The sequence below is a fragment of the Corynebacterium renale genome, assembly GCF_002563965.1.
In the GTDB taxonomy this organism is placed as follows: domain Bacteria; phylum Actinomycetota; class Actinomycetes; order Mycobacteriales; family Mycobacteriaceae; genus Corynebacterium; species Corynebacterium renale.
This window is the reverse complement of the sequence record NZ_PDJF01000001.1, coordinates 1550360-1576495: the sequence shown is the minus strand read 5'-3', so window position 1 is coordinate 1576495 and position 26136 is coordinate 1550360. Positions and strand designations below refer to the sequence as shown.

22 protein-coding genes are annotated in these 26136 nt (G+C 57.1%); 5 read left to right on the top strand and 17 right to left on the bottom strand.

Annotated features, from left to right (window positions below):
* Positions 1-43: 43 nt before the first annotated feature.
* The 8 genes from ATK06_RS07380 to ATK06_RS07345 all read right to left on the bottom strand — a co-directional run bounded on the left by ATK06_RS07380 (position 44) and on the right by ATK06_RS07345 (position 9042).
* Positions 44-1561, bottom strand: coding sequence for a UDP-N-acetylmuramoyl-tripeptide--D-alanyl-D-alanine ligase (locus ATK06_RS07380; protein WP_098389110.1), 1518 nt, complete (start codon positions 1559-1561; stop codon positions 44-46).
* A 9-nt stretch (positions 1562-1570) separates the two neighbouring features.
* Positions 1571-3139, bottom strand: a complete 1569-nt coding sequence (locus ATK06_RS07375; RefSeq protein ID WP_048379376.1) for a UDP-N-acetylmuramoyl-L-alanyl-D-glutamate--2,6-diaminopimelate ligase — start codon at positions 3137-3139, stop codon at positions 1571-1573.
* A gap of 80 nt (positions 3140-3219) precedes the next feature.
* On the bottom strand, positions 3220-5094 hold the full coding sequence (locus ATK06_RS07370) for a peptidoglycan D,D-transpeptidase FtsI family protein (RefSeq protein WP_048379675.1): 1875 nt from the start codon (positions 5092-5094) through the stop codon (positions 3220-3222).
* Between the two features lie 78 nt (positions 5095-5172).
* Positions 5173-5943 (bottom strand): cell division protein FtsL, encoded by a 771-nt coding sequence (gene ftsL / locus ATK06_RS07365; protein ID WP_048379378.1) that lies wholly within the window; start codon positions 5941-5943, stop codon positions 5173-5175.
* Positions 5940-7001, bottom strand: coding sequence for a 16S rRNA (cytosine(1402)-N(4))-methyltransferase RsmH (gene rsmH, locus ATK06_RS07360; protein WP_098389109.1), 1062 nt, complete (start codon positions 6999-7001; stop codon positions 5940-5942). Before rsmH ends, ftsL begins: the two co-directional genes overlap by 4 nt.
* 110 nt (positions 7002-7111) lie before the next feature.
* Positions 7112-7546 (bottom strand): division/cell wall cluster transcriptional repressor MraZ, encoded by a 435-nt coding sequence (mraZ, locus tag ATK06_RS07355; RefSeq protein WP_048379380.1) that lies wholly within the window; start codon positions 7544-7546, stop codon positions 7112-7114.
* A 581-nt stretch (positions 7547-8127) separates the two neighbouring features.
* On the bottom strand, positions 8128-8532 hold the full coding sequence (locus ATK06_RS07350) for a DUF3040 domain-containing protein (protein ID WP_048379382.1): 405 nt from the start codon (positions 8530-8532) through the stop codon (positions 8128-8130).
* An 87-nt stretch (positions 8533-8619) separates the two neighbouring features.
* Complete coding sequence (locus ATK06_RS07345) at positions 8620-9042, bottom strand: SAV_6107 family HEPN domain-containing protein (protein WP_048379677.1); 423 nt, start codon at positions 9040-9042, stop codon at positions 8620-8622.
* Between the two features lie 156 nt (positions 9043-9198).
* On the opposite strand from ATK06_RS07345, the gene ATK06_RS07340 reads away from it, so the two are divergent.
* The 3 genes from ATK06_RS07340 to ATK06_RS07330 all read left to right on the top strand — a co-directional run bounded on the left by ATK06_RS07340 (position 9199) and on the right by ATK06_RS07330 (position 12643).
* Positions 9199-9738 carry a GNAT family N-acetyltransferase gene (locus ATK06_RS07340; RefSeq protein ID WP_048379383.1) on the top strand — a complete coding sequence of 180 codons (540 nt, stop codon included), beginning with the start codon at positions 9199-9201 and terminating at the stop codon, positions 9736-9738.
* Between the two features lie 124 nt (positions 9739-9862).
* Positions 9863-10972, top strand: coding sequence for a polyprenyl synthetase family protein (locus tag ATK06_RS07335; RefSeq protein ID WP_098389107.1), 1110 nt, complete (start codon positions 9863-9865; stop codon positions 10970-10972).
* 90 nt (positions 10973-11062) lie between these two features.
* Complete coding sequence (locus ATK06_RS07330) at positions 11063-12643, top strand: alpha-(1->6)-mannopyranosyltransferase A (RefSeq protein WP_282957063.1); 1581 nt, start codon at positions 11063-11065, stop codon at positions 12641-12643.
* A 93-nt stretch (positions 12644-12736) separates the two neighbouring features.
* Here the strand turns inward: ATK06_RS07330 and ATK06_RS07325 are convergent, their stop codons facing one another.
* The gene (locus ATK06_RS07325) at positions 12737-13099 is read right to left on the bottom strand and encodes an Rv2175c family DNA-binding protein (protein WP_249026786.1); all 363 of its coding nucleotides are present in this window, start codon (positions 13097-13099) and stop codon (positions 12737-12739) included.
* Positions 13100-13159: 60 nt separating this feature from the next.
* On the opposite strand from ATK06_RS07325, the gene ATK06_RS07320 reads away from it, so the two are divergent.
* On the top strand, positions 13160-15520 hold the full coding sequence (locus ATK06_RS07320) for a Stk1 family PASTA domain-containing Ser/Thr kinase (protein ID WP_048379387.1): 2361 nt from the start codon (positions 13160-13162) through the stop codon (positions 15518-15520).
* 118 nt (positions 15521-15638) lie between these two features.
* Here ATK06_RS07320 and ATK06_RS07315 read toward each other — a convergent pair whose 3' ends face one another.
* Together ATK06_RS07315 and ATK06_RS07310 are read right to left on the bottom strand one after the other, a co-directional pair.
* Positions 15639-17027 carry a class II 3-deoxy-7-phosphoheptulonate synthase gene (locus tag ATK06_RS07315; protein WP_098389106.1) on the bottom strand — a complete coding sequence of 463 codons (1389 nt, stop codon included), beginning with the start codon at positions 17025-17027 and terminating at the stop codon, positions 15639-15641.
* Positions 17028-17139: 112 nt separating this feature from the next.
* Complete coding sequence (locus ATK06_RS07310; protein WP_098389105.1) at positions 17140-17655, bottom strand: polyadenylate-specific 3'-exoribonuclease AS; 516 nt, start codon at positions 17653-17655, stop codon at positions 17140-17142.
* Between the two features lie 297 nt (positions 17656-17952).
* Here ATK06_RS07310 and ATK06_RS07305 point away from each other — a divergent pair, with 297 nt between their 5' ends.
* The gene (locus ATK06_RS07305; protein WP_169916272.1) at positions 17953-19125 is read left to right on the top strand and encodes a glycosyltransferase 87 family protein; all 1173 of its coding nucleotides are present in this window, start codon (positions 17953-17955) and stop codon (positions 19123-19125) included.
* Between the two features lie 191 nt (positions 19126-19316).
* Here ATK06_RS07305 and ATK06_RS07300 read toward each other — a convergent pair whose 3' ends face one another.
* The 6 genes from ATK06_RS07300 to ATK06_RS07275 form a co-directional block, all read right to left on the bottom strand.
* The gene (locus ATK06_RS07300; RefSeq protein ID WP_048379684.1) at positions 19317-20495 is read right to left on the bottom strand and encodes an acyltransferase family protein; all 1179 of its coding nucleotides are present in this window, start codon (positions 20493-20495) and stop codon (positions 19317-19319) included.
* A 192-nt stretch (positions 20496-20687) separates the two neighbouring features.
* Complete coding sequence (locus tag ATK06_RS07295) at positions 20688-21437, bottom strand: lysophospholipid acyltransferase family protein (RefSeq protein ID WP_048379391.1); 750 nt, start codon at positions 21435-21437, stop codon at positions 20688-20690.
* Positions 21438-21471: 34 nt separating this feature from the next.
* Positions 21472-22446, bottom strand: coding sequence for an ROK family protein (locus tag ATK06_RS07290; protein ID WP_048379393.1), 975 nt, complete (start codon positions 22444-22446; stop codon positions 21472-21474).
* 58 nt (positions 22447-22504) lie between these two features.
* Positions 22505-23677, bottom strand: coding sequence for a glycosyltransferase family 4 protein (locus tag ATK06_RS07285; protein WP_048379395.1), 1173 nt, complete (start codon positions 23675-23677; stop codon positions 22505-22507).
* A gap of 65 nt (positions 23678-23742) precedes the next feature.
* A complete protein-coding gene (locus ATK06_RS07280) occupies positions 23743-24807 on the bottom strand; it encodes a C40 family peptidase (RefSeq protein WP_098389103.1) in 1065 nt (354 codons plus the stop codon).
* Between the two features lie 199 nt (positions 24808-25006).
* Positions 25007-25648, bottom strand: coding sequence for a C40 family peptidase (locus ATK06_RS07275; RefSeq protein WP_048379399.1), 642 nt, complete (start codon positions 25646-25648; stop codon positions 25007-25009).
* Positions 25649-26136 lie beyond the last annotated feature (488 nt).

Here is a 26136-nt window from a genome sequence, read left to right as displayed (position 1 = left end):
CCGCGCGGTGAGGTTAACAGTCACTTACTTTAGCGCCCGGGTACTAGGCACCCGAAACGGAGGTGTTTAAGGCTTCGGCGACTTCCCACAAGTGTGAGGCATTCGAAGCTTTCACCAGAACCACATCACCGGGACGGATATGTTCGTGGAGGTACCGCACAGCCGCGTCTTTATCCGCGACGAGGAACCCGGTTACCCCGGGGCTGCTGTTGGCGGTCACACCGCTCACAAGCGCGTGCGAGAGCTCGTCCTCACCAACACCAATGGTCACAGCAACGTGGCGCTGGGTAATCCACTGGCCTAATTCCCGGTGTGCGGTGGTGGCTGCGGATCCAAGCTCCCCCATCGGACCAAGCACTGCGTACACCCGGGCATTCGGGTAGTCCTGTGCCCGTGACCGCGCGGACTGCACAGCGGACTCGATTCCTGCGCGCATCGACTCCGGGTTGGCGTTGTAGGCATCATCGATGATTGTTACACCATCGTTTCGGGTAAACGTGGCCATCCTGTGTGGGGAGACAGCGCGGTGTTCGCACAACGCCTGCGCTACAGTCGCCAGATCCAGCCCTACTGCTAGTCCGCCAGTGGCGGCAGCCAGAGCATTCGCGACCTGGTGCTCGCCTGCGATACCTAGTGCAATTTCTGTGATTCCATCTGCTGTATTCAGACTAAATTCGGCGCAGCCGTCAGCGCCGACCGTGATGTCTGTAGCCCATACGTCCGGCTTCGGTGCCCCCTCCACCGGATGCCCGGCCGAATACCAAAGGGTCCGCGCCTCGGTACGGGGCGCCATGCCCGCAACGAACGGGTCATCTGCGTTGAGGACCGCTATACCACCAGCTCCAGCGTCCGGCAGAGCCTCAACAAGCTCCCCTTTCGCCACCGCGATATTTTCCCGCGAACCAAACTCACCAACATGCGCACTGCCCACATTCAGCTCGACGCCAATCCGTGGCGGTGCAATCTGCGCAAGGTGCGCGATATGACCAATACCACGAGCCGACATTTCCGCGACGAGATAGCTAGTCTCTGGGGTGCAGCGCAGCGCCGTGTACGGGTGGCCCAGTTCATTATTAAAACTTCCAGGAGGCGCTACGGTTGGTCCGGCCTGCGATAACACGCTGGCTAGTAAATCTTTCGTGGATGTTTTTCCAGCTGACCCAGTCACCCCAACGACAGTCAAACCATCTGCGGCGAGACGATCAATAACCTCGCGAGCCAACGCGCTTAAAGCGTCGATAGCCGCAGCCATAGAACCATCTTCATCGTGGGCATACACGTCAGAGGTCGACTCCGAGCGACCTTGAGGGGCCACCAAAATCGCCGGCATGCCAACGTCATGGGTCACAATCGCGGCAACAGCACCGTGCTTCTCGACGGCCTGCCGGACAAAATCGTGCCCATCAACCCGAGCCCCCGGCAGCGCAATAAAGAGGTCTCCCGGGCCAATCTTGCGGGAATCGAATTCGACATTCCCGGTTACCGCTGCATCCGGATCTGCACCTCCGACGAGGGTTCCTCCAACGATGTCGGCGATTTCGCGCAAAGATAGTTCAATCATGGCTTGTCCTTATGCCTGGTTATCGTTTGCTGTATTTTCGGTGCCGTGGCCTAAGCGTCGCTGCAGCGCGGCACGCAGCGATTCACGGTCATCGAACGGGTGCACAGTACCTGCCACAAGTTGACCGGTCTCGTGCCCTTTACCCGCAACGATGATGGCATCCCCTGGTTGTGCCCATGCAGCCAGCGCTTCAATAGCAGCACCTCGTCCGTCGTATTCGCGAATCTCAGCAGACGTTCCGGCGGAATGCGCACCTGCCAGGACGTCTTTACGGATGTCTGCTGGGACTTCATCGCGAGGATTATCGTCCGTAACTATGACCAGGTCTGCACGCTGGGCCGCAGCTTCGCCCATGAGTGGACGCTTCGAATGGTCACGGTTGCCACCCGCACCGATAATGATGCCGACGCGGCCGGCAACTTGGCTGCGCAACGTATCGAGCACTTCTGCAATCGCCGCAGGTTTGTGCGCGTAATCCACAACCGCGATGAAATCTTGGCCTTCATCTATGCGCTGCATTCGTCCGGGTACGGCTACTTCAGCAATACCGGCGACGAAGGCCGCAACGTCTACATCAATGCGATCTGCGATGGCAATCGCAACAGCGGCATTAGCCACATTGAAACGCCCGGGAAGCGGAAGGTGTACGCAGTGGTGGCCGTCAGCATGAGGAAGGCTCACTGTGAAATCCTGCTCGCCGGTTACAGCCACCTGAGTGCGCGACGCCGTAACGTCCCCGGGCTGCCCGTGCGTTGCCACAGTCCACGTATCCGGGTTGAAAGCCGCCATCTTCTCGCCCCACGAGTCGTCGACACAGACCACAGCTTTCTCCGCTGCGACAGTCGAAGCTGGATCAAACAGCAATGCCTTAGCGGCAAAGTAGTCGTCCATCGTCGGGTGAAAATCCAAGTGGTCTTGGGAGAGATTCGTGAAAGCCCCCACGGCAAAGTGCGTGCCCTGCACACGACCCAGTGACAAAGCGTGGCTGGACACTTCCATAACCACGTGCGTCACGCCTTGGTCACGCATATCAGCAAAGAGGTGCTGCAGAGTTGGTGCCTCCGGAGTGGTCAGGCTGGTAGGAACAGGAGTTCCGTCAATACGGGTGCCCGTAGTTCCGATCAAGCCTACCTTGGCGCCGGTGGCCATCAACCCGGTCTCTACGAGGTAGCTAGTCGTCGTCTTCCCCGAGGTTCCTGTAATACCGATGACGGTCAAGTCCTTGGTCGGATCGCCATAAATCAAGGTGGATGCGGTACCCAGCACATCGCGGATGTCTGGGACTACCAAAACCGGGCGCTGCTCTGCAGCTTCGGCGAGCAGCTGGGCGCCGGCGTCGTCGGTAAGCACTGCAGCGGCCTGAGTCTCCGCAGCGAATTTCGCCCCATGTGTTTTAGTGCCGGGAAGAGCAGCGAATATTTCGCCATCCCCGACGGTTGAAGAATCGAGGCTAATGCCAGAAATCCGTAACCGGGCGAGCTCCTCAGCGGACTGAATGGAGCGCACCTCGGCCGAGACCGCATGGGCGACATCGTGAAGGGTAACGGAAGAGCTAGCGGAGCTTTCTGCTGGTGTCATACGGTGGGCCTCTCTGTGATTAATAGGGACCTGCGCACAGGTTCTGAGGATGGGAAGCAGCGCGCAATGGCGGTGCCATTCTACCCCGCTTGGAGAATGAGCTTTTGGTCCATCGGAGGCGAGAGCGGCACGTTGTCGCGGTCAAGCAGCCAGCTGGCAACTTCTCGGAAGATTGGAGCCGCGGATTGGCCTCCTGAACCACCGGGTTCGACACCGCGACCTGGTTCATCGACCATGACTGCAATGACGTAACGGGGATTATCCGCTGGGGCAACACCGGCAAACGTGATCCAGAAGCGGTTCATGGAGTACGCTCCGGTAGCTTCCTCGACCTTCTGCGCAGTACCCGTCTTACCGGAAGTTTGGTATCCCTCAATGCCGCCGTTGGAGCCGGTACCGGACTGCATTCCCGAGGGATCTGATTGCGTGACTGCACGGAACATATCGATGACTGTGCGGGCTGTCTCTGGGCTGACTACCTGGGTGGTTTCTGGGGCTTCCAGTTCCACCTCTTCGCCTGAAGAGTCCACGACCTTCTTCACAATGCGTGGCTCGATACGCTGCCCGCCGTTAGCCAGCGCTTGGTACACTGACGCCATCTGCAGCCCAGTCCAGGACATACCCTGCCCAATAGGAAGGTTCGCGAAAGTACCGCCGCCCCAGTTCTCCAGCGTTGGGTAAAGACCTGCTGACTCATTAGGAAGTTCGACACCTGTCTCCGACCCGATGCCGAAGCTGCGAACGTAATGGTCAAACTTCTCTTCACCAACCCGCTGCGCGATCATCAGAGTACCCACGTTCGACGACTTACCGAAGATACCGGTGGTGGTGTACGGGACAACCCCATGCGCCCACGCATCGTTGACGGTCACGCCCGCCATGTTGATCGATCCAGGTACCTGGTGTACCTCATCAGGGGTGGTCACGCCCTCTTCAATGGCAGCGGCAGCAGTAATGATCTTTGCGACGGAACCGGGTTCGAACGGCGCGGAGATGGAGGGGTTGCCAAAGTCTTTGCCGTCCTCCAACTGTTTATCTATGTTCCCGTTCGGATCAATGGTGTCCGTGTTGGCCATCGCCAGGATTTCGCCGGTCCGCGAATCCAGCACGACTGCTTCCGCCCCCTTGGCGCCTGAATTTGCTTTCGCTTGCTCGAGCTGCTGCTGGAGGAAAGTCTGTAGATCGACGTCGATAGTCAGTTGGACGTCCGAGCCGTCGACTGCTTTGACTTGGTCGCGCAAGGTGCCAGGAATGACTTGCCCGTTGGTGGATACGTCTTCTGTGAGGCGTCCGTTTTCGCCGGCAAGCAGTTCGTCGCCAGAGAGCTCGAAACCGAATTGGCCTTGACCGTCCATCGACACCTTGCCGATGATGTTTTCGCCCACTGCCCCGTTCGGGTACTGACGAATGTCTTGGTGGTCAGCAGCCACACCATGGAAGGTCTGGGCGATTTCGGCTGCGACATCTGGGTCGACGTTGCGGACCAACACCTCGTAGGTGCTATCAGCCTTGAGCTTATCGAGGATCTCCTCGCTCTTGACGTCCTGGTCTTCGGTGGTAGCGTCCTCGATCATTGTCGGGATTCGCTTAGCCATATCCTCCAACGTGGCAGTGACGGACTTATCCAGGCGTGAGTTGCGTTCCTCTTCACTTAGACCGGATACGTCTTCATTAACACGCATTTCCAGCCAGTCCTGCTCGCGCAGTTCTTTACGTAGAAGATTAGGCGACACCGTTAAAGAACGCGCCTGCATAGTAAAGGACAGCATGTTCCCATGGCGGTCTGCGATGTGTCCACGTCGCGCTGGTTCCGTGTAGATACGCGCACGTTGATTTTCAGCTTGTGCAGCAAGGTCTGGGCCCCACACGACCTGGACCCAGGCAAGGCGCCCAACAAGGATGACGCACACCGCTACCAGCAATGCGACAACTTTCTGGAGGCGACTGCGCGTAATGAAACGCTGCGTTGGGCGTTTTTTTGGTGCACCCGGACGCAGCGTTTCGCCACTGTATTGCTGTGTGCTCACCACACCCTACCTCTGCGCGTAAGGCTGCTCCGCGTATGGCGGCGCCGCAGGGTTACTTGGGATCTGTGCCTGTCCGGATGGGACGGGGGCAAGGGTATCGCCAAGTTCTCCTGTGCGCTGCGGGTTACTGGAAGCAGCGTTTGGACGTGCGAATTCGTCATTGACGTCAATGACTTCGCGTACTCCTCCTTCTGGAGCGCGGTCTTCGCTAATCTCCCCATTTTCATCTACTCGGAGGACACCCGGTTGTACCGGCACACCCATGCGCTCATTGTGTGCGTACGTGGCCAGGCGGGACGACGCCTGCGCAAGCTCTACGTCCCGGTGCAGCGTTTCCAGCTGATTGTCAAGCTGGTTTTCCTGCGCCTGCAATTGTTGCAAGGTAAAAGTCTGGTCGGTGGATGCGCCAGAGAGCCCGATGGCTAGGAATACACCACCGATTAATCCGGCGACAGAACACAGTCCAACGCGGAACAGACGAGTCTGCTCCTCGGATTTCACCGTGCTCGCTACCGCGATACGTCGACCGCGCTGCGAAACCACCTGCTGTGAGCCGAGACGGCCACCCGGCTTGGTGACGAAGGCACGGAATCCTCTCGCCCGCGTAGGAGTAGCCGCTTCACGGGGTGGCTTCCGTGGCGCGGTGACAGGTGCACCGGAGGCGTCGTACACGGTGTAATCGTGACTCTGAGTGCGCTGTTCACGGGTCGCCTGCGAATAATCGCGGCTCGCTCCGCGAACCCTGCCACGACGACGCTCCGTCAAGTTGCTAGTCATGATGTGTGCTCCAATGCCGCCGGTTTAATTCTTTCTACAGCCCTGACGCGCACCGGCGCCGAGCGTGGGTTTTGTTCAATTTCTTCAGGTGTAGCCTTCTCGGCGCCACGGGTAAGCAGAGCAAAGTCTGGTTCCATGCCGGGAAGCGGAACGGGCAAGCCCGAGGGGGTTTTGTCTTCGGTAAGGTCTGCGAAGGCTTTCTTCACGATCTTGTCTTCGTGGGATTGGTAAGCCATGTACACCACACGCCCTCCGACACGAAGGCTGTGCGTAATCGCAGGGATCGAACGTTCAATGGCGTCGAGTTCCTGGTTCACCTCGACGCGCAGAGCCTGGAACGTACGCTTTGCGGGATGCCCTCCGGTACGGCGCGTCGCTGCTGGGATGACCGCATACAGCAATTCCACCAACCGAGCTGACGTAGTGAAGGCCTCCTTCTCCCGTTCCTTCAGCACAGCTGATGCAATCTTTCCGGCAAACCGCTCGTCGCCGTACGTTTTCAAGACATGGGCCAGTTCGCCGTGGCTGTAGGTGTTCAAGATGTCCGCAGCCGTAATCCCCTTGGTAGGGTCCATGCGCATATCTAGTGGGGCGTCCACCTTGTACGCGAATCCTCGCTCAGCTTGGTCGAGCTGCATAGACGAGACCCCAAGATCGAACAGGGCACCCGCAACTCCATAGTCGCGGGCGCTTGCCGACGCTTCACCTGATCCTTGCTCGACCGCATCTTCGAGCTCATCGAAGCGGAATTGTGCAGGTTCGAATCGATTCCCGAAACGGGCAAGCCTTTCGGTTGCGTTTGCTAGCGCGATGGGGTCCCGGTCAATGCCTAATACATAAAGATCCGGGTAGGTTTCCAGAAAGTGTTCTGTGTGACCGCCGGCTCCCAAGGTGGCGTCGATAAGCACCGCTCCGGGCATGCGCAGTGCCGGGTCGAGCAGCTCTGTGACACGGTCGCGCATGACTGGTACGTGGCCATGGTTGACGGTTAACGCCTCATCGTAGTGATCCGCCACTACCTGCCCCCTTCTTGGAAAAGTTTCCGCCTGGTCGACCATGCTAAAAGTGCATATAGGGCCCTACTCGATGTCATAACTCTGATATCGGGGAAGTACACCAGAGCGTCCCATCGAGCAGAGTCCTTACATGCACCTGCTTGTGTGCACTGCTACAACAACCCGCCTAAAACATCGTCAGCGTCCGCAGCAGAGAATGCGTCCTCCGTCTGCTCTTGGTACTCCGCCCAAGCTTGTGCGTCCCAAATTTCCAGGAAATCCACGGACCCGATGACCACGCATTCTTTGCTCAGGCCAGCGTATTCACGGTGACCTGGGGACAATGTGATGCGCCCGTGGGAGTCAGGCCGTTGCTCGTCAGCGCTCGCCGCCAAGTTACGAATGAACGCACGTGCCTGTGGATTCGTTCGTGACACAGCAGCTGCCTTGCGTGCGCGAGCCGCGAACTCTTCTCGCGGGTACACCGCTAGAGAGTGATCCTGGCCCTTAGTGACCATCAACCCGCCGGCAAGTTCCTCACGAAATTTCGCCGGGAGCGTCAGACGTCCTTTGTCATCGAGCTTGGGAGTGTAGGTGCCGAGGAACATCGGGCCCGTACCCTCCTTGAACTAGATGATGTGGACTTATCACTTCGGTTTCCGCTGGTATTCACAAAAGAATCCCAAGCTAGAAGCTCACGATGAGTCAGTCATTTTGTTGTAGTGCGGGGCTGAAGTTTCGATCGCACAATCTCCACTTATCAACCACTGGCCCCCACTTTACCCCACTTCCCCCCACAATCAACCCATGAAACTACGTAGGCCCCTACTAAAATCTGGGTTAGCGCACGTCAGGGCTTATAAATGTGGTGGGGAAATTTCCCCGAATTTTCCGGCCAATGCGGCTTTATACGCCCCTCACCTATTCGCTCCGCACGCGCAAACCCAAACGCCACCCCAACAGAACTTCCCATTCGCGCAGGATAAGAGCGTTTACAGCAAATAGAACCCCCGCTTTAAAAAAATTCAAGACACGTTTCCCCGTGCCACCCCTGCGCTAGTGGGGGAAAGTGGGGATGTGGGGTGAGAGTGGGCGAAAGTGGGAGGGAAAGCCCGACGAGCCTTTTTAGACATCAAAAAAGCACCTCGCGCTTTAAACGAGGTGCTTAGGTAAATAAGACGGCTACATTCTACTGCTCGAAGCGCTTCCTGAACTTCTCTTCCATTGAGGAACCTGCAGACTTGCGGGAGGACGCCGAACCACGCCCATCAGATAATGGACGAGATACAGGACGTGACCCGTGAGAAGGCTGCGCGCCACCACCCTTGAGCATCCACACACCAGCACCGAACATAAGAATAAAGCCCAGCACGCTGAGAATAATGAACCACAAGGACGCTTGCGCGAGTGCAACACCGGCTACGAGAAGCACAAGCCCCACCGCAATAAGAGCAACGCCCTGTAGGGTAATCGCACCACCAGAGCCATAGGAGGCATGCTCGGATTTCACTGATTGGCCAAACTTGGGATCGTCTGCCAGCAGGGATGCTTCAATCTCGCGGAGCGCCTGTTGCTCCTGCTCTGATAGCGCCATAGTAAGCCACCTTTACGTCACACTGAAAGCCGTCAGTAGTAGTAACGCCTAGCTTATCCCGAAAGTTCCCGGGAGGGCCAAAAAACTTTATGCAGCAGCTCCCCACATTTGATCCATTGCAACATTCGCATAGAACCGCTCAGCATCAGTTACGAGCGCTTCCACCCATTCGCGGTCTGGGTCATGGTCGATACCCGAGAGCAGCCGAGAGCGTCGTGCCGAATCTGCCGCAAAGCGCTGTGCCCATTGCACAGCTTCTCCACCCACCAACTCCAGCTGAGCCCACGCCCCGCGAGGCTTACGCTTGCGTTTCCCAACAGAGGAGTCTGCTACCCATGCCCCTGCGGTACGCAAAGCAGCCTGGTAGGCAAACTCGACAGCTTCCCCCATCCTTCCAGCTGAGTACGCGTCGCGCGCTTGCCCCAGCAGGACTTCGGCGCGCGCAATGAGGTGACCCCTCCCCTTGGCCGGCAGGGTGTACCGCGAAGTTGCAGATATTACGTGTCCCATGGCCATCACCATTTCCTTTCTTCTCATTTCAATGTGATCTCAGGTTAGAAAATAGGTCCGACACAGGATCACATCCTACGAACCAATTTTAGCACACATGTTCTACTCAAGGCGTGCAGTTAACACTCACGGCCTTAGACGTGGTTCGATACGGACATGCGCTTTTCCACCCTCACCCTCTCCCCCGCGGAGTTTGCTCTAGCGATGCCCACACTCATGGATATCCACCTCGATGCGATGGGCTACAGTGATCAGCTCCGCGAGCCCAGGCTGCGCTCCTGGCGGGAACATGTGAGGCGCCCCGGATTTCGCTGCGTTGTCGCGCACGACGAAGATCACGTCATCGGTTTCGCTTTCGGGTTCCTTGGCACCCCGGAAACGTGGTGGCACCGTCAAGTTGCCCGCGCAATTCAGATACATGGTGGCGACACGTCAGTGTTGACGAACTATTTCGAAGTAGCAGAAGTTCACGTCAGTCCGACGTACCAGGGTTTTGGAGTAGGCACCCAGATTCTCACCGAAGTTCTACAGGAAGCTCCCGGCACACTGGCACTGCTTTCCACGCCAGAGGTTGCTGGAGAATCCAATGGGGCGTTTCATCTCTACCGTAGGTTCGGCTTCTACGACGTAGTGAGAAACATGATTTTTCCTGGCGACTCGCGGCCCTTTGCGGTTTTGGGTCGTCGTTTAGCGTAGTTGTGCCGGACCTTGTCGCCGAGTGCCCGCCCAAACAACTAGGGTGTAGGGAACATCGTTATTCATTGTGGTGGCGCGTCGCGCTGCTTTCTTTACGGTTACAACAACAGGTTAAGGTCCATCTATGAATCTGCAGGAAATTCAATCCAACCCAGAACTCCTGACGCCGGAGACTATGCCAGCTGCGGTACATGCAGTACTTACTGAGTACATGGATTCGCGAGCTGCTGATGTGGCCGCTATTGGTTCTCCTGTCGTGGAAGCCGTCGAATATCTGCGCTCCTTCGTACTCGATGGCGGCAAGCGCGTTCGCCCGATGTACGGGTGGGCAGGTTTTGTGGGTGCTGGCGGCTTGGACGGCGAAGAGGATCCACTCGCAGTTTTGCGGGCAGTGAGCTCCCTGGAATTCATCCAAGCATGTGCACTCATCCACGATGACATCATTGATGTCTCAGACACGCGTCGCGGCAACCCTACGGTGTACCGTGCCGTCGAGAAGCATCACAGCGCAGCCGGGTGGTTAGGCGACTCAGAGCACTTCGGCATTTCCGCAGCGATTTTGATTGGTGATTTGGCACTCGTCTGGGCTGAGGACATGCTTCACGACGCCGGCCTCTCCCCCGAAGCCTATTCACGAGCTTGGGCCCCATGGCGTGCTATGCGCACCGAGGTTATTGGCGGCCAGCTTTTAGACATTTCTTTAGAGGCCGCGGGGTCGGAAGACATTGCTCTTGCTAACGCTGTTAACCGATTCAAGACTGCCGCCTACACGATCGAACGTCCGCTGCATATCGGAGCAGCGATCGCCGACGCTTCGCAGGAAACGATCGATGCGTTCCGCGGTTACGGGCACGATATCGGGATCGCATACCAGTTGCGCGACGACCAACTCGGAGTTTTCGGTGACCCTTCTGTAACCGGCAAGCCCGCCGGCGATGATCTTCGTGAAGGCAAGCGCACGGAGTTGCTTGCCACCGCGTTGCCTCTCGTCGAAGCATCCGCACCCGAAGATGCACAATTATTGCGCTCTCACGTGGGGCGAACTCAGGACACCGATACGATTGCCCGCATGACGGCCATCATTGAAGCTTCCGGTGCCGTTGCGAAAATTGAGGAGCGTATCGACGCATTGTTTGCTTCCGGCGTGGCGCACTTGGAGCGCGGGGGTATCAAACCGGAGGTTATTGCGTCGTTAAGCCAGCTTGCTCACGCTGCTACTCAACGCCGCGCATAGGATAAAGTAACGTCACATCGAGCACGGGCGCATCAGGTAAGCGAAGGGAAAAGCAAGGTGGTCGGTTCTGACATTAAACATGCGGACATTGTGAACACGTCACAGCCGACTTCAATGGTGCCCCGACGCTGGCGCTCCCCTAAGTTCGTGCTGTGGAGCGGGGTCGTGGCCTCCACGCTAATTTTCCTCGGTTCCTTCGGCGGCGGTGCGATTCGTTACCGCGATGGGGTACTGCGGGCGCTTCACCTCGATTTCCTGTCGTACGGCCACGGTGCCGGCATCTCCAACACTGTGATTGCGCTTGGAATTATTAGTGTCATATTCGCCTGGGGCGTTATGGGCCGTGCCATGGTCTTCCGCCTTGACGTCGACGAACGTTGCCATTGGCAGCCGCTTACCAAGATCTTGGCTGCTTGGCTAGTACCACTAGTGTTTGCTGCGCCGATTATGTCGCGGGATGTGTACTCCTACCTCATGCAGGGCGCCATGCTTCGCGACGGCCACAACCCGTATTCGGAAGGCGCAGCAGCAAACCCGGGCCCCATGCTGCTCGAAGTTTCCCACGATTGGCGTAACACCACCACGCCCTACGGGCCGCTCCATTTGTGGTTAGGCGAAGGCATCACTCGCATCGTGGGTGATAGCGTCACTGCCGGCGTTTTCCTGTACAAGATTGTGTCACTGGCAGGGTTCGCGCTCATCGCATGGTCAGTCCCCCGTATCGCGGAACTACTCGGCGGAAACCCTCGATTGGCACTGTGGCTTGGTGTTGCTAACCCCGTCATGGTCCTGCATCTCGTCGGGGGGATGCATAACGAATCGATCATGGTCGGCTTGGTCAGTGTCGGCCTGTACCTGGTTCTGCGCGGACGATTCTTTAGCGGTGTAGGGCTCGCAGCCATCGCCGTGGCGCTCAAAGCTACGGCTGCTATCGCTTTGCCTTTCTTCGTGTGGATTGCGATGCATTACTGGGCCCGCGCGTGGGCACAGAGGTCTGGGCGTGATAAACCTAGCCGGTTCCAGTGGGCTGGAAGTTTCTTCGCGGCAGCTATTGCCGGAGCTGTAGAAACGCTTGGTGTCGTTGCCGTGATTACGCTAGCCTCCGGCACATCGTGGGAATGGATCGCGGAGATTTCCGGAAACTCAAAGGTGATCAACCCGCTGGCTTTGCCTACTTTCTTCGCCGGGCTCATCACGGATTTCGTGACTATCTTCAACCCTGACTTTGCCTTCAACGCCCCATTATCTTTGCTGCGTACCGTGTTCTCTGTACTCATGCTTTTAGGGCTCGCCATCGTGTGGTGGTACTTCCGTACCTCCCCCACACAGGCAGTTCGGGGCATAGTTTTTGCTTATGGCGTCGCTTTCCTGTGCAATTCCGTGACTCTGCCGTGGTACTACGCCAGCCTGCTCAGTCTCATTGCCGTCGCCCCGATCCGACGCACACCCGCAATGTGGGCTGCGGGGCTGTCAATGGTGGTAACGCTCGCGTTCACCGGCTCAGGCAACCACCAGCTATACAACGCGGCCTGGATGTTTGCTTCATGCGCATTCGCTTGGTTTTTCACTGTATGGACGTTCACTGAAACTTCACAGACCAGTAGGGACACCCAACAGTGGCGCGGGGTTACCCCAGAAAGGTTACGCGAGGAACCCGCGTTGCAGTCCTAAACGTTAAGGCCCTGGAGCACGCTCTCTGTCGAGCGCACTCCAGGGCTTAAAACGTGCGTATCTAGCGGAAGGAAGGCGTCTAGCGGAGGACGCTTAGAACGCCATCGCCTGAGCGCGACGCATGACTTCCCGTGCCAGGTGTCCATGTAAGGCGTCTACAGGGCGCCCCGGCAAGGTCTCATCTTCGGTGAAGAGGTAAGCAATAATCTCCGGATCTTCGTAGCCTCCATCGCGGAGCAACGAGACCACACCGGGGACAAACTTGTTCACGGTGTTCTTGTCGCTAAAGAAGCGCTCTGGGATGCGATTGGCTCCGTCGATAAGCACTGCCACGAGTTTGCCTTCGCGGACCATGTCCATGACACGCGTTACCGGCAGTCCTAAGCGGTCGGCGGCTTCGGGTAGCGTCAACACAGGTTCGTCATCGGGAAAAGTAAATGATTCTGAAGAAGTCACGCCCGTAGTATAGCGCCTGACACTTGGCGCGCGCGGGGGCGCTCGTCCATACTAGTAGCCATGAATTCACAGCAACCGAACACTGAAAGGGCTGCCCTGAAAGTTGGGGACGTCCTCGACGGGCGCTACCGCGTCGACCATCCGATTGCACGCGGTGGCATGTCGACGGTCTACCGTTGCGTGGACTTGCGCCTGGGACGCTCGGTCGCTGTGAAAGTTATGGATGAGCGCTTTGCCTCCGACCCCATGTTCGTGCAACGCTTTCAGCGTGAAGCACGAGCCATGGCTCGTCTTTCACACCCCAACTTGGTGGGAGTCTACGACTTCAGCGGGGTCACTGGAATCTCGGATGGGCAAGCTCACAACGCTCCAGTGTTCTTGGTTATGGAGCTGATTACTGGAGGTACGCTTCGCGAGCTTCTTCGCGAGCGCGGTCCCATGCCCCCTCATGCGGTAGTCGCTGCTATGCGACAGGTCCTCACTGGGCTGCAGGCTGCGCACGCGCAGGGGTTGGTCCACCGGGACATGAAGCCGGATAACGTGCTGATCGCAGCCAACCATACGCTCAAAATTGCAGACTTTGGCCTGGTTCGCAGCATCGATTCCCGCACGGGGCACTCGGAACAAATCGTGGGCACGGCAGCCTACATCTCCCCCGAGCAGGTTGCCGGTGAGCATGTAGGTCCGCCGAGCGACGTGTACTCGACCGGAATCATGGCTTTCGAATTGCTCACCGGTGAAGTGCCGTTCGTCGGGGATACCCCCCAGCAGCAGGCCTACGCACGTCTCCACGATGATGTGCCTGCACCCTCGGATTTCATCGCCGGGGTTCCTCCGCTTATCGACGCCCTCATCGCCTCTGCAACCGCCCGCAACCCAGAGGCCCGGTTCGCTGATGCCGGTGAGTTTTTGAGTGCGCTCGACGATGTGGCTCGCGAACTGGAGCTTCCTGACTTCACAGTCCCAGTTCCTGTGAACGCTGCAGCGCATCGCGCGGCCGCAGTCCCCACGGATACGTCGGTGCTCCCCCGTGTGATGGAAGCAACTGGGATTATTGAAGCCCCGACCGTCATCGACAACGCCGGAAAGACCGCTGCACTTCCGACTTTAGAAAACGACCCAGATTCCGATGCTTCCCACACCCGCGTGGAGACCTGGGACGACGGGCTGTTTCCGCCCCCGGGCCCGGACATAAACCCCGACACTGCGCTGCTTCCTCACGCTTCCTTCGACGCGCACCCGCCCGCTGGCGGCCCGATGGAGCCGCAAGCCGTTCCGGAGGCCTCAACACCAGCTAATCCTGCCTCTCAGGATGGGCGCACCGACAACAAGCGGCCGGTGAGTAACCGATCAGGTCTCACTCTGGCCATCTGGTGGATTGTGGTCCTCCTTCTTTTGGGCGCGATTGCTGTGGGAGGCTGGTGGTTAGGGTCAGGCCGATATGGGGAGATTCCCTACGTCGTCGGTATGGACAAAGTTCGTGCGGTAGCTGCCGTCGAGGACGCTGGTTTTCACGCCACAACGCGCGAAATCTATTCCAATGACGTACCGAAAAACGCCATCGCTGGCACTGATCCGGCCCCCGATAGCAAAGTTGTGCGTGGCAACGACGTGGCTGTCTTAGTTTCTCAGGGCAAGCCCACGGTGCCGGAGATCCAGCCTGGTAACAACCTCACCCGCTACCAGGACATTCTGGAATCACGGTCCCTGACTTGGGAGATAGGAGAAGCCACCTACTCCGACGACGTACCCGCGGGAGATGTCGCCTCAACTACCCCGCCAGCTGGCGTGGAAGTTCCCGTGGGCTCCCAAGTAACGCTCCACCCCAGTAAAGGTCCCGCTCCAGTGGAGATTCCCGACGTCTCCGGTATGAGCGAAGAACAGGCACGCGGTGTCCTCGAACGTGCTGGTCTACGCATCGGGGACGTGTCTGAAGCTTTCGATGACAGCACTGATGCTGGCAAGATTATTTCAGTGTCACCAGCCGCCGGAGACGACGTCCCGCGAGGCACCAAAGTGCATCTCATAGTCTCCAACGCGATCAAAGTTCCCAACGTGCAGGGGCTCAGCCAGGAAAAGGCTCAGCAAAAACTTGCCGACGCCGGCCTGACCATCGCAGAAACCTCGCGCGGAGAACGCACCGCGGACACTGCCGATACCGTGACGGCAGTGTCACCCAAGGCTGGAACGCTCGTTGATCCGGCTGAGCCGTCTGTAACTGTGGAGCTAGCAGGCCGAGTTTCAGTACCGAGCCTGGTCGGAAAGAAAGTCGGCGAAGCTCAGCGCATCGCTTCTGACGCTGGCCTTCGCCTTTCCGTAAGCGATAATGGGGATTCGGATAGCCGAATTATTTCCCAGTCCCCGCGCCGGAATAAAGAAGCAACCCCGAATGCCACGATTGAAGTGCGTACGATAGGTTAACCAGTTCTAGAATGCGAAAGGCCGGTAGGAGGTTTTCCTACCGGCCTTTTAGCGCTGGACTTTCATTGCTGTTGAGGTGCGAACACGCTCTTCATCATGACCGCACCAGCGGGTGTGTTTAGCGTCGCAGCATCTCTGCCACGAGGAACGCCAATTCAAGCGACTGCTGGGTGTTCAGACGCGGGTCGACTGCCGACTCGTAACGACCTGGAAGGTCGATGTCGGTGATGTCCTGAGCACCACCGAGGCACTCAGTGACGTCTTCACCGGTGAGTTCGATGTGCAAACCGCCCGGGTGGGTGCCCAATGCGCGGTGTACTTCGAAGAAGCCCTGGACTTCGTCAATAATCTTGTCGAAGTGGCGGGTCTTGTAGCCGTTCGAGGCGGTGAAGGTATTGCCGTGCATTGGGTCACACTGCCAGACAACCTTGTGCCCGGAATCCTCAACGGCGCGCACGATACCCGGAAGCACTTCGCGAACCTTGTCGTAGCCCATGCGGGAAACGAAGGTGAGGCGGCCCGGCTCGTAGTTGGGATCAATCTTGTCCGCGTAGGCCACTGCTTGTTCGGCTGTGGTCGTTGGGCCAATCTTAATGCCCACTGGGTTGGCGATCAGAGCTGCGAAGTTGATGTGGAAATCATCCAAGTCACGGGTACGTTCGCCGATCCACAGCTGGTGGGCTGACAAATCAAAGAGCGCGGTTTCACCGTGCTCATTCTTGCCCAGGCGAAGCATGGCGCGCTCGTAATCAACCAACAGCGCCTCGTGAGAGCAGTACACGTCAGCCGTGCGCAGGGAAGTATCGTCCACCTGGCAGGCTTGCATGAACTTAAGGCCCCGTTCGATTTCCTTCGCTAGCGCTTCGTAGCGGGCACCTGCAGCAGATGAGGCCACGAACTGCCGGTTCCACTCAGTAACGTTGTACAGATCAGCGGTACCCGAGGAGGTCAGTGAGCGCACGAGGTTCATCGCAGCGGCCGCGTTTGCGTATGCGCGGACCATACGAGCAGGGTCGTGGCGGCGTGCTTCTTCGGTGGGTTCAACACCGTTGACAATGTCGCCACGGTAGCTCAGCAGGCCGCTGGATTCACGGTCAGCAGAACGAGGCTTAGCGTATTGGCCTGCGATACGGGCTAGTTTAATGACCGGCGTCGATGCTCCGTATGTCAACACGACGGCCATCTGCAGCAAGGTCTTAATGTTTGCGCGGATGTGTGGCTCAGTGTTGGATTCAAAGGTTTCCGCACAGTCCCCACCCTGCAGGAGGAAAGCTTCGCCGTTGGCGACGTCGGCAAGCTGCTTCTTCAGCTTGTAAATCTCGGGGGCGACAACAACTGGGGGCACAGATTCCAAAATCTTGCGCACGTTGTCAGCTTCGGCGCGGTCCCACGACGGCTGTTGTTTCGCGTCACGGGAGAGCACGTCTTCCCACTTTTCCTGGATGCCGTCCGGGAGAGGTGGCAAATCAGGAAGAATTTCCTTAGGTATGTCTACAGTCCAGCTCATGTACCTATTAAACCATGATTGGCGCGGGTGTATGGCTTCTTGCCACCTCATCCCACCCAGTGGAACTGGAATACAGGTTGGAGCGGGCTAGATATTTGCAGGTCGTGCGGCCCTACCAGGGCGTGCGTGCCATCGATTCTTCGTCGAGAGCGAGATGCTCTAGGCATATTTTGAAGCGTGTGATGTTGAACTTGGCGTCGACAAGCGCGTCATGATTCCCCTTGGGCGGCTTGGGGAGGCGCGGCTTCCCAGCATGCACCCACAGCTGTTTTAATTCATTCGTGTAATGCGGAAGTTGTCTTGGCATGTGAGACATATCGCCCCACAATTGCGCTAAAACTACATGGTCGTACGCACCGACCCACGCCCACAACTCCACCGGTTCGCCTGCAGCAGTAAAAAAATCCAGGAGCTCTTCGCGGATCTGCTCGCGGCTCTTCCACACAGGGTCACTCGGACTGGGTAGCTTGTTCAGCACGTTCTCGCGCACCCAAGGGTTAGCCTTACGACCATCAAAATCCGTGGATACTGCGTAATATTCGCGGCCATCTTCGGACACAACACCAATCGATACGAGATCGATGGTGCGGCCGTCTTCTATAAATTCCGTGTCATAGAAGAATCGCACGGTTGCTAAAGTCCCTTCCAGCTTCTTACAGCCCTGCTTTGTACACGCATAGCAACGGGAGCTCTCTGCAAGATAAGCACGACGTCAACGCCTGTAGTAAGTGTAGCGTGCCCAGTGTCACTTTCCCACCCCCTGCCAAGCACTGCGTATAGCCGGAGCGCGAGGAAGCCTACCTAGAAATAGACGGACGGCCATGCAATACTACGGTGCGTGAAAGCTGCTCCTTCCCCTGCTGCGCCCCTCCCTTGTTGGGCACGCCACATGGCGCCGCGTTGGGCCTACTGTGGCGGCGCAGTCGTGTCTTCTGTCGTGGTTTTGTGTTTAGTCCTCGACCCGTATGTGCTTTCCGACGACCACCCCATCGGTTTACGGCACTTCACCGATTATCCCGTCTATGTCGGTGGCGGCCGCGCATTTCTGCAGGGTGAAGATATTTACGATATCTCCATTCCCACCGGCGACATATCCCTCCCCTTTACCTATCCGCCGTTTGCGGCGCTGCTCTTTGCGGCACTCTCCCCGCTTCCGTTAACGTTCGGCGCGATCGCCCTCGTAATACTGAACGTGCTGCTCATCCTGTGGGTGGTATCGATCGCATGGCAGGCGTGCGTTGGAGCTTCACGTGCTGCCGCATGGAGTTGGACGCTTGTTGTTTCTCCGCTCGTCCTTCTCACCGAGCCGGTTGTGGATACGATCACGTTTGGCCAGATAAACATCATTTTGCTGGCCTTTGTCATTGCTGACACTTGCGTGCCACGGCTGCGGGGCGCCACCTTGCTGGGGATCCCTTCCGGTGTCCTGACGGGCGTAGCTACGTCAATTAAGCTGACTCCGGCTGTATTCGGATTGTATTTCCTCCTTCGACGCGACTGGAAAGGATTAGGATGGATGGCGGCATCTACCGTGGGCTGCACGGCGCTCGCCGCGTTTATCCGCCCAGATTTATCGGCCCAGTACTGGGGTACAACCTTGGGTTCCCCGGAGCGGATAGGAAATCTTGCTTACGCCACAAACCAGTCGTGGCAGGGGGTGCTCAGCCGCTCGGGAATTGGTGAAGCCCGGTGGCTATGGGGAGGTTTGGTCGTCGTCAGTATTGTCATTATTGCTGCTGCGATGCGGGGCCAGATTGTTCGTGGCAACGTCGTTTCTGCTGTTGCGCTTAACGGGCTTATTGCCCTTGTGTGTTCCCCGGTGGCATGGACCCACCACTGGGTGTGGGCGATCGTGTTGATTTTACCCATGGTGCTTCGCCCACCCATAGCTTTCGGAACCGTACTGGGCCTAGCGCTCGGGGTGGCTCTGATAATTAGGCCACATTGGCTCGCGAGTCCAGGCGACCCCTACGAGGTCGTGTGGTCCCACTGGCCTGTCAGCAACAGTTATGTTCTTCTCGCAATGGTTATTGCGATTGTTGCTGCTTTCTGGCCGCAGCTTTTTGCCCAGGAACCGGAACGAACAAAACAGCAATGATGGCAATCGTACACACCATCGCAGTAGTAGTCCCGCCAATGTCCAGCCCGGTGAGCACGACATACGCAATGATGAGCAGAGCCACAAGGATCACGCGGACTATCAGGATCTTTTTCACAGGCAGAAATACTACGCCGAATTAAAAAAGAAGCAACACCGTACTGTTTTAGCTTCTCGACGACGCTCTTCCGCTACGCCACAAACCTACGAAGACGATCCGGCAGCGTGTAAATGGCCGGAGGGGTCAACGTCGACCCCACAACAGGCACACGGCTCAGCAACCACATGCCCAGACCACCAAGGGCACTGACACAAAGCCCATACGTAATCCACGTCGTGGTATGCCCCCATAGAACAGTACTCTCTGGGCTAATTTCCAGATTCCACAGCACGCTCACCGGGAAGTGGTAGAACAAGGTCAGCGCAATCGGGTGGCCAATATAGATAAAAAGCGTATGCCGGCCCAAGAACTGCAAACACTGGGAAACGAACGGAATTTTAGATAGGCCATACGCAGCCAGAATCGCTACCGGAAGCATCAGCAACTGCCCGACCATCCGCACGACAATCCACTGTGAAGCCGGAGTAACTACCTCCCCACCCAGGAATGGCCACGCAATGTCTCCAGTCCGCCCAGTCTCGACGAGGAAGTACCAGCTGGCGAAAGCCGCATAACCCACGATGTAGCTTCCCGCTGCAAAGACGATACGGCGGGGCTGCGTCCAAGGATTCGGTGCAGCCGCAAAAGCGCGGATCGATTCGGAGAAATAGCAGCCAATAATGAATACCGGCAGGTACTGCACCATCTTTCCGATAAAGAGAATCTCAACCTCAGCAGGAAGAATGAGCAGTGGCGCAAAGCTAGCGGCAACAGCCACCGGCCGCGGTAACTTTTTCGTAGCCCACAGGACCAAGTTAAACACCACAAGGGCGTGAAGGAACCAATACATCGATTCCCCATTGAAAAAGATACGCGCGTACCCCTCTTCGAATGTGGGCATTGGCTTGTCGTAGGAATAGGACCACTGCCAGTACTTCAGCGCCTTCTCGACGGGCATCCAGAAAACGAAGGGAATAATAAAGAACCAGAGTCTCTTACTGAAAAGCTCCCACAATGTCATCCTGAGCACTTTGCCGGAAAAAAGGCCGGAAACCAGGAAAAACAGCGGCATCCGCAATGGGTCAAGAAGGCTGTTTATAGAGGCCAGCCCCGTTTCCATACCGAATGGAACGTCCAAGCAAACATGCAGGACAACAACACCGACAATGGAGAGGCCCTTTGCAACATCTGGCCAAGCTAGGCGCTCACGCTGCACAGTCGGTACAACCTGCTGCGCTTGAGAATTCTGGGTTCCTGGCGAAGACGGCACGGAAGGTAATGAAGACTGCGACTTCATACCATCTCCGATTCAGATTCCCTTAAGACTATTCTCCTGCACGCAGAGAAAAATACATTGTGCAGGCATAATGTCCACTCACGGTAACCAGCCGTTTACCACGGGTTCAACTTGGGTGAGGCTACCCTATTCAATCAGGGCTAGGGATTCCGCGGCCGCAAAGCGCTAGTGAAAGTACATTTCGTCGCCGGGACGCGCGCCTTCGGGGTACCCCTCTCCCGCTTCCAATGACTTCTTGACGTCCGAAGCATAAACGTCCACATACGGGTACCCGGTAAGCCGGGCTAGTTCATGCATCACATGATCAGTGAAAGCCCGTGCAGTTTCATGGTCGGATATGTCATATCCGTTTTCATGGGCCCACGCGTGAGGGTCAATTGGCTCACCGATACGCACTTCCACCTTCTTGGGACGAAGAACCCACGACCCGATGGGATTAGCATCACGCGAACCGACCATACCCACCGGTATCACCTGCTGGCCCGTAGCCATCGCAATCCGGGCCATGCCGGTGCGTCCCCGGTAAATTCGACCATCCGGAGATCGGGTTCCTTCAGGGTAAATTCCAAAAAGATCGCCACGATCTAATACTGTTTGCGCCGCTTCCAGCATTCTGGCGCCAGCGTCCTCTGAAGTGCGCTCCACGGGGACCTGGCCGACTGCTGTAAAAAACCATCGCTGAGCAGCACCCACTACCCCAGTGCCGGTGAAGTATTCGGACTTTGCGGGAAATGTCAATTGCCTATCGCAGACGAGCGGGAAAAAGAAAGAGTCTGCTACTGACTGGTGGTTCGAGGCCATAATTGCCGCGCCGTGTTCTGGAATATTGTCACCGCCAACGAGCTTCGGCCTGTTGTACACCCGCAAGAAGGGACCAACTATGCCTTTAATGACGGAATACCATTTATTCTGCATGGTGCTTTCCTTCCTTGGGGCGTCCAGGGATTGCTTAAGCTCGGGCGGTGTCGCGAGCTAAATCCGCTACACCAATCATTCCAGCATCGGGTCCAAGTTGCGCCACTTCGATGCGCGCCAAGGGCCGATATCCAGTTCCCACAATACTGGAGGCAAATTGTGATGTAGCGTCTGGGAGGTACAAGTCAGCGTCAGACGACACACCACCTCCAATGACGATCAGTTCGGGATCAATCACATCAGCGACGATAGATAGACCTACCCCGAGCCATTGCGCAAAATCTTCAACAACAGCTAGAGCTGCATCATCCCCGCTACGGGCTGCCTGCATGACGCACTTGCCCGTTACTTTCGTCGGGTCGCGGCGTACCTGGGCGGCGAATTCACTCCCCGGGAAATGACGCTTGTGCACAATATCTACGGCGCTCGAGACCAAAGCGGTGCCAGAACAGTAGCGCTCAAGGCAGCCCAATTTTCCGCATGGGCACGGTCGCCCACCAGGAACCACGGTGAGATGACCGAACTCGGGGGCAGTACCGTATGCTCCCCGAAAAATCTCCCCACCATGCATGATGGTTGCGCCAATGCCAGTACCCACGGCAAAAAGGACCCAGGTGCCCACACCTTGCGCAGTACCGAAACGGTACTCACCCCAGGCAGCAGAGTTGGCGTCATGCTCAAGCCGGACTGGCAGTTGAAGCGCATCTTGCAAAATCGAATGCACGGGGGCATCGCGCCACGGCAGATGTGGAGCAAACCGCACCGTGGTGCACGTGGAATCTAAGAAGCCAGCGATCGCAACACCGACACCGCAGATGTCATGCTTTTCACGCAAGGTTTCCACGGCCGAAACGATGCCGGCTGTCATGCCTTCGGAAGTGCGCGGCGATGGCACCGTCACGGAATCAATGATGTGGCCGGCTGAGGTCACGACGCCGGCACGCATGTTCGTGCCGCCGATGTCGAACCCAATCGCCAAATCACTTTGAGTCGGTGCGCTCACACTCATCCGGTGTGCTCCCTCGTTGTTGAAAACAGTAACTGCCTAATTATAGATAAACCGGCGCCTACGCGTTTTCCGCACCGGGAATACGCATGACATCTCGCACAATTGAGGCCATATTTTGCCACGTCCACGTGTTTTCAACATGCTTTCGGCCGGCCTTGCCCATGGCTGCTCTTCGTGTCGGGTCGGCGATGAGCTCCGAAAGGACGTCGATAAGCATGGAAATATCCTGCCCGTCAACCACAACCGCACTATCCGGCACGACTGTTTCCGGGGCGCCACCGGACGATCCCACGACCACGGGTACGCCACACGCTTGCGCCTCAAGGTAAACAATTCCCAGGCCTTCTACATCCAAGCCCCAGCCCCGTGTCCGAGCCGGCATGGCGTAGATGTCGGCTGCGCCTAAGACGTCGACCAAACAATCCAGGGAGACTTTTCCGGTGAAGTGCACTCGGTCTGCGACGGGCTTTGCTAACGCTTCCAGCGCGTCTCGGTAACGCCCCTCCCCCACGATGATGACGTGCGCATCGGGGATGTGCTGCAACGCCCGGATCAGAGAATCCTGGCCTTTCCGGGGTACCAACCGTGAGCTGCAAACAATAAGTGGGACACCTTCTGCGAGCCCGAACTCTGCGCGAACACGGCCGACTGTCTGCTGGCTTGCGGGATGGAAGGTTTGCGTATCGACGCCCGAAGGCATCCACACCCACTCCAGAGAATGAGACGGGTCGCGATAGGCCTCGAAGGCCCTCTTGAAGCGCGTTTGGGTGTACTGGGCTATGTAGGTGATGGCATCAGCGTGCTTGCCGATGAGCCCTAAAATGTGGCGGGCTCCCGGAATCATCGACCATCCGACTTCATGACCGTGCGTCGTAGCCACTACACGCTTAGCCCCGGCAGCCCTCGCAGCTTTCCCCAAAAGTCCCAAGGGGGCGGCGGCACCGAACCACACGGTATCAACCCCATAGTCCCGAATAAGCGTACGCATTGTGCGTTGTACGTCAGGGGTGGGAAGCATGACGGAATGGGGATACCGTACGACTGTATAAGGTACTGTCGAATCCCATTCACGGGCTTGGTCAGCGTCTTGGGTAGACGCGAAAACTATCGTGCGTTCTGGGTCGAGAAAAGAAATGTAGTCACGCAAGTAGCTTTGGATACCACCGATGCGCGGGGGAAAATCGTTGGTCACGAGCAAGACAGTCGGGGAATTCTGCTCCTGTGAGTACATGGGGTTTCCTTCCCTCCTCGACGGCGAGCCCGCAGGGCCTAAGCCCTATATCTGGTCGCTGAAAACTAGTAGCGCACTGCTCCGTACCATGGCATCGAATCTACCGGAACGACCTGGACAGGAATCCCATAATCGGAAGCATGCACTAACTGGCCGTTGCCGATATACATACCAACATGTGTCGCTCCAGGATAGTAGCCGACGATATCGCCAGGCTGCAGCTCTCCACGGCTAACTGGAATGCCTCCCGCCATCTGCGCCTGCGAGGTACGCGGGATAGACTTACCCTGCTGCTGGTATGCCCACACCATCAACCCTGAGCAGTCGAAAGCACTAGGACCAGCGGAACCCCACCCGTACGGAGAACCGAGTTTGGACATCGCCGCACCTACAGCAGCCATACCCGATTCGGATCCCACAACACCGGCAAGATCTGCAGCGATAGGCCCATTCTTGGATTCCCACCTAGCTCGCGACACTGCGTCCAAAGCCTCTACCTGACGGACAATATCTTCTGTCCGCTGGTGTAATTCATCCGATTCTTTGCGCAGCCGATCAAGGGTGTGATTGAGCTCGTTACGCTGAAACTCAGCTGCGGCCGCAGCGCGGGTAGCCTCGTCATGTTCCCGAGCAGCCTGGGCAGTTGCGTTGGATAGCGATTCAGCCACGGCCTCAGCGTCGCGAGATAGCGTCGCAAGATAGGCAGCACGGTCGAGGGCATTCTGCGGGTTGCTTGCCCCTAACGTGGCAACAGCTGGATTCTTGACCGTACCCCGGTACTTAGAAGCAGCAATCTTGTTAATCTCCGAGCGGTAGTTATTTTCCGCCGCCAAGGCTTCGTCAGCACGCACCTTTGCGTCGTGTGCGCGCCCTTTTGCGGAGTCCATGTCGTGCTGCTTAGCCTCAACTTCGACTTCGAGGCCTTTCACCTCTTCATTCAGGGCGGCGGCATGGCGGGAAGCTTCATCCATCTCAGCAATCAGCCGATCAATATCGTCTGCCCCAGCTCCAGGGATTGCTAAGCATCCACACGCAAGAACCGGGGCCATCAAGGTAGTTAAACGGCGCCGCAAGATCGCTTTACGACGCTCACCTCCGGACCGAGGTCCTCGCGCTTTGGTATGAGCCATGACTATCCCCTTAGTGTTTTCTTAACAACCGTCTGTCGCAACAATAAGACCATTAGTTTATAGGGTTCGGACATGCCTATTCAATGAGCGCAGGACAGGTGAAACGCACGTGATTAATGTGAACAATGGTATCTAGTTGGTGTCCGCAAATGCGAAATGGCCCCGGAAATACCGAGGCCACTAGATGAAGAATTGAAACCTAGTAACGCACTGCAGAGTGGAAAGGCATGAGCGACAATGGACGCTCCGCCACTGGCGCATTAGAGTTCAACGCATCGATGATTCGGCCATTGCCGATGTAGATGCCAACATGGGATGCGCCACCGTAGAAAGCGACGATATCGCCCGGCTGAAGGTCGTTATAGCCAACCTTGGTGCCACCGCCAACCTGAGCCTGCGAGGTGCGTGGGATAGCCTTGCCAACCTGAGAGTAAACCCAGGAGGTGAAGCCAGAGCAGTCGAATGCGCTAGGGCCAGCCGCGCCGTACACGTACGGGGCGCCAATTTTGCCACGAGCAATGTTTACAATCTGCTCACCAATGTTCTGTGCAGGCGCCGAGGACATAGGGCTAACCTGTCCAGGAACATTGACGTTCGCTCCAAAGTTTTGAGCAGCACCCTGGGAAGACAGGGATGGAATCCACTGCTCGACACCAGGCACAGAAGCGATGCCAGGAATGTTTTCCACGCCTGGAACTTCTGCGGAAATACCGGTTCCGGGAACAACGACCGGTGCAGCCTCAGCCACAGCTGGGGCGACAACAGTTGCACTCACAGCAAGTGCGGATGCAGTTGCGAGACGACGTGCGGTCGTGTTCTCTTGACGGCGGTGCTTAGCCATAAATCTCCAAATCGTCGGGGCTACCTTCCAGGAACTTTCACGCGCCGGTAGCGACGCGCCGCAGCCAATGAGAACCATTGACGCAGAAAGCCTGTTTCCTAGATTTTTTGTTGCGCGATGTGCGCGATCTGGGAACGGTAATCGATCTTCGGTTATCTCTGCGATTGCCCTGTGCAACCGCAAGGTCTCAATTAGGTTACGAAATGGATACAAAGATGTCCAACACGAACGCGATAAAAGCAAAGTTACCATGCTGTTATCAAGCTGTTATTTTTACAGGATAGAAGAAGCCCGTTCGGTATCGAAACCTAATCAACTGAGACAAACCCTCTCTATGCTGGTGCTTTAACGAGCGTTTAACAATTTGCATCGAGCACTATTTTAACCGTCAAGTGCCTTACATCACCTTGTCGATTTTTAGTAACGTTACCTTTACGTTATTCACAATTCCCCCAATTAACGCTTGCGTAACACCTACAACATTGCAG

Bases quoted from the DNA above. Each gene is read 5' to 3' on its own strand.
- ATK06_RS07380 (WP_098389110.1), bottom strand. From the start codon at position 1,561: ATGATTGAACTATCTTTGCGCGAAATCGCCGACATCGTTGGAGGAACC.
- ATK06_RS07375 (WP_048379376.1), bottom strand. From the start codon at position 3,139: ATGACACCAGCAGAAAGCTCCGCTAGCTCTTCCGTTACCCTTCACGAT.
- ftsL (WP_048379378.1), bottom strand. From the start codon at position 5,943: ATGACTAGCAACTTGACGGAGCGTCGTCGTGGCAGGGTTCGCGGAGCG.
- rsmH (WP_098389109.1), bottom strand. From the start codon at position 7,001: ATGGTCGACCAGGCGGAAACTTTTCCAAGAAGGGGGCAGGTAGTGGCG.
- mraZ (WP_048379380.1), bottom strand. From the start codon at position 7,546: ATGTTCCTCGGCACCTACACTCCCAAGCTCGATGACAAAGGACGTCTG.
- ATK06_RS07350 (WP_048379382.1), bottom strand. From the start codon at position 8,532: ATGGCGCTATCAGAGCAGGAGCAACAGGCGCTCCGCGAGATTGAAGCA.
- ATK06_RS07345 (WP_048379677.1), bottom strand. From the start codon at position 9,042: ATGGGACACGTAATATCTGCAACTTCGCGGTACACCCTGCCGGCCAAG.
- ATK06_RS07340 (WP_048379383.1), top strand. From the start codon at position 9,199: ATGCGCTTTTCCACCCTCACCCTCTCCCCCGCGGAGTTTGCTCTAGCG.
- ATK06_RS07335 (WP_098389107.1), top strand. From the start codon at position 9,863: ATGAATCTGCAGGAAATTCAATCCAACCCAGAACTCCTGACGCCGGAG.
- ATK06_RS07320 (WP_048379387.1), top strand. From the start codon at position 13,160: ATGAATTCACAGCAACCGAACACTGAAAGGGCTGCCCTGAAAGTTGGG.
- ATK06_RS07315 (WP_098389106.1), bottom strand. From the start codon at position 17,027: ATGAGCTGGACTGTAGACATACCTAAGGAAATTCTTCCTGATTTGCCA.
- ATK06_RS07295 (WP_048379391.1), bottom strand. From the start codon at position 21,437: ATGCAGAATAAATGGTATTCCGTCATTAAAGGCATAGTTGGTCCCTTC.
- ATK06_RS07290 (WP_048379393.1), bottom strand. From the start codon at position 22,446: ATGAGTGTGAGCGCACCGACTCAAAGTGATTTGGCGATTGGGTTCGAC.
- ATK06_RS07285 (WP_048379395.1), bottom strand. From the start codon at position 23,677: ATGTACTCACAGGAGCAGAATTCCCCGACTGTCTTGCTCGTGACCAAC.
- ATK06_RS07280 (WP_098389103.1), bottom strand. From the start codon at position 24,807: ATGGCTCATACCAAAGCGCGAGGACCTCGGTCCGGAGGTGAGCGTCGT.
- ATK06_RS07275 (WP_048379399.1), bottom strand. From the start codon at position 25,648: ATGGCTAAGCACCGCCGTCAAGAGAACACGACCGCACGTCGTCTCGCA.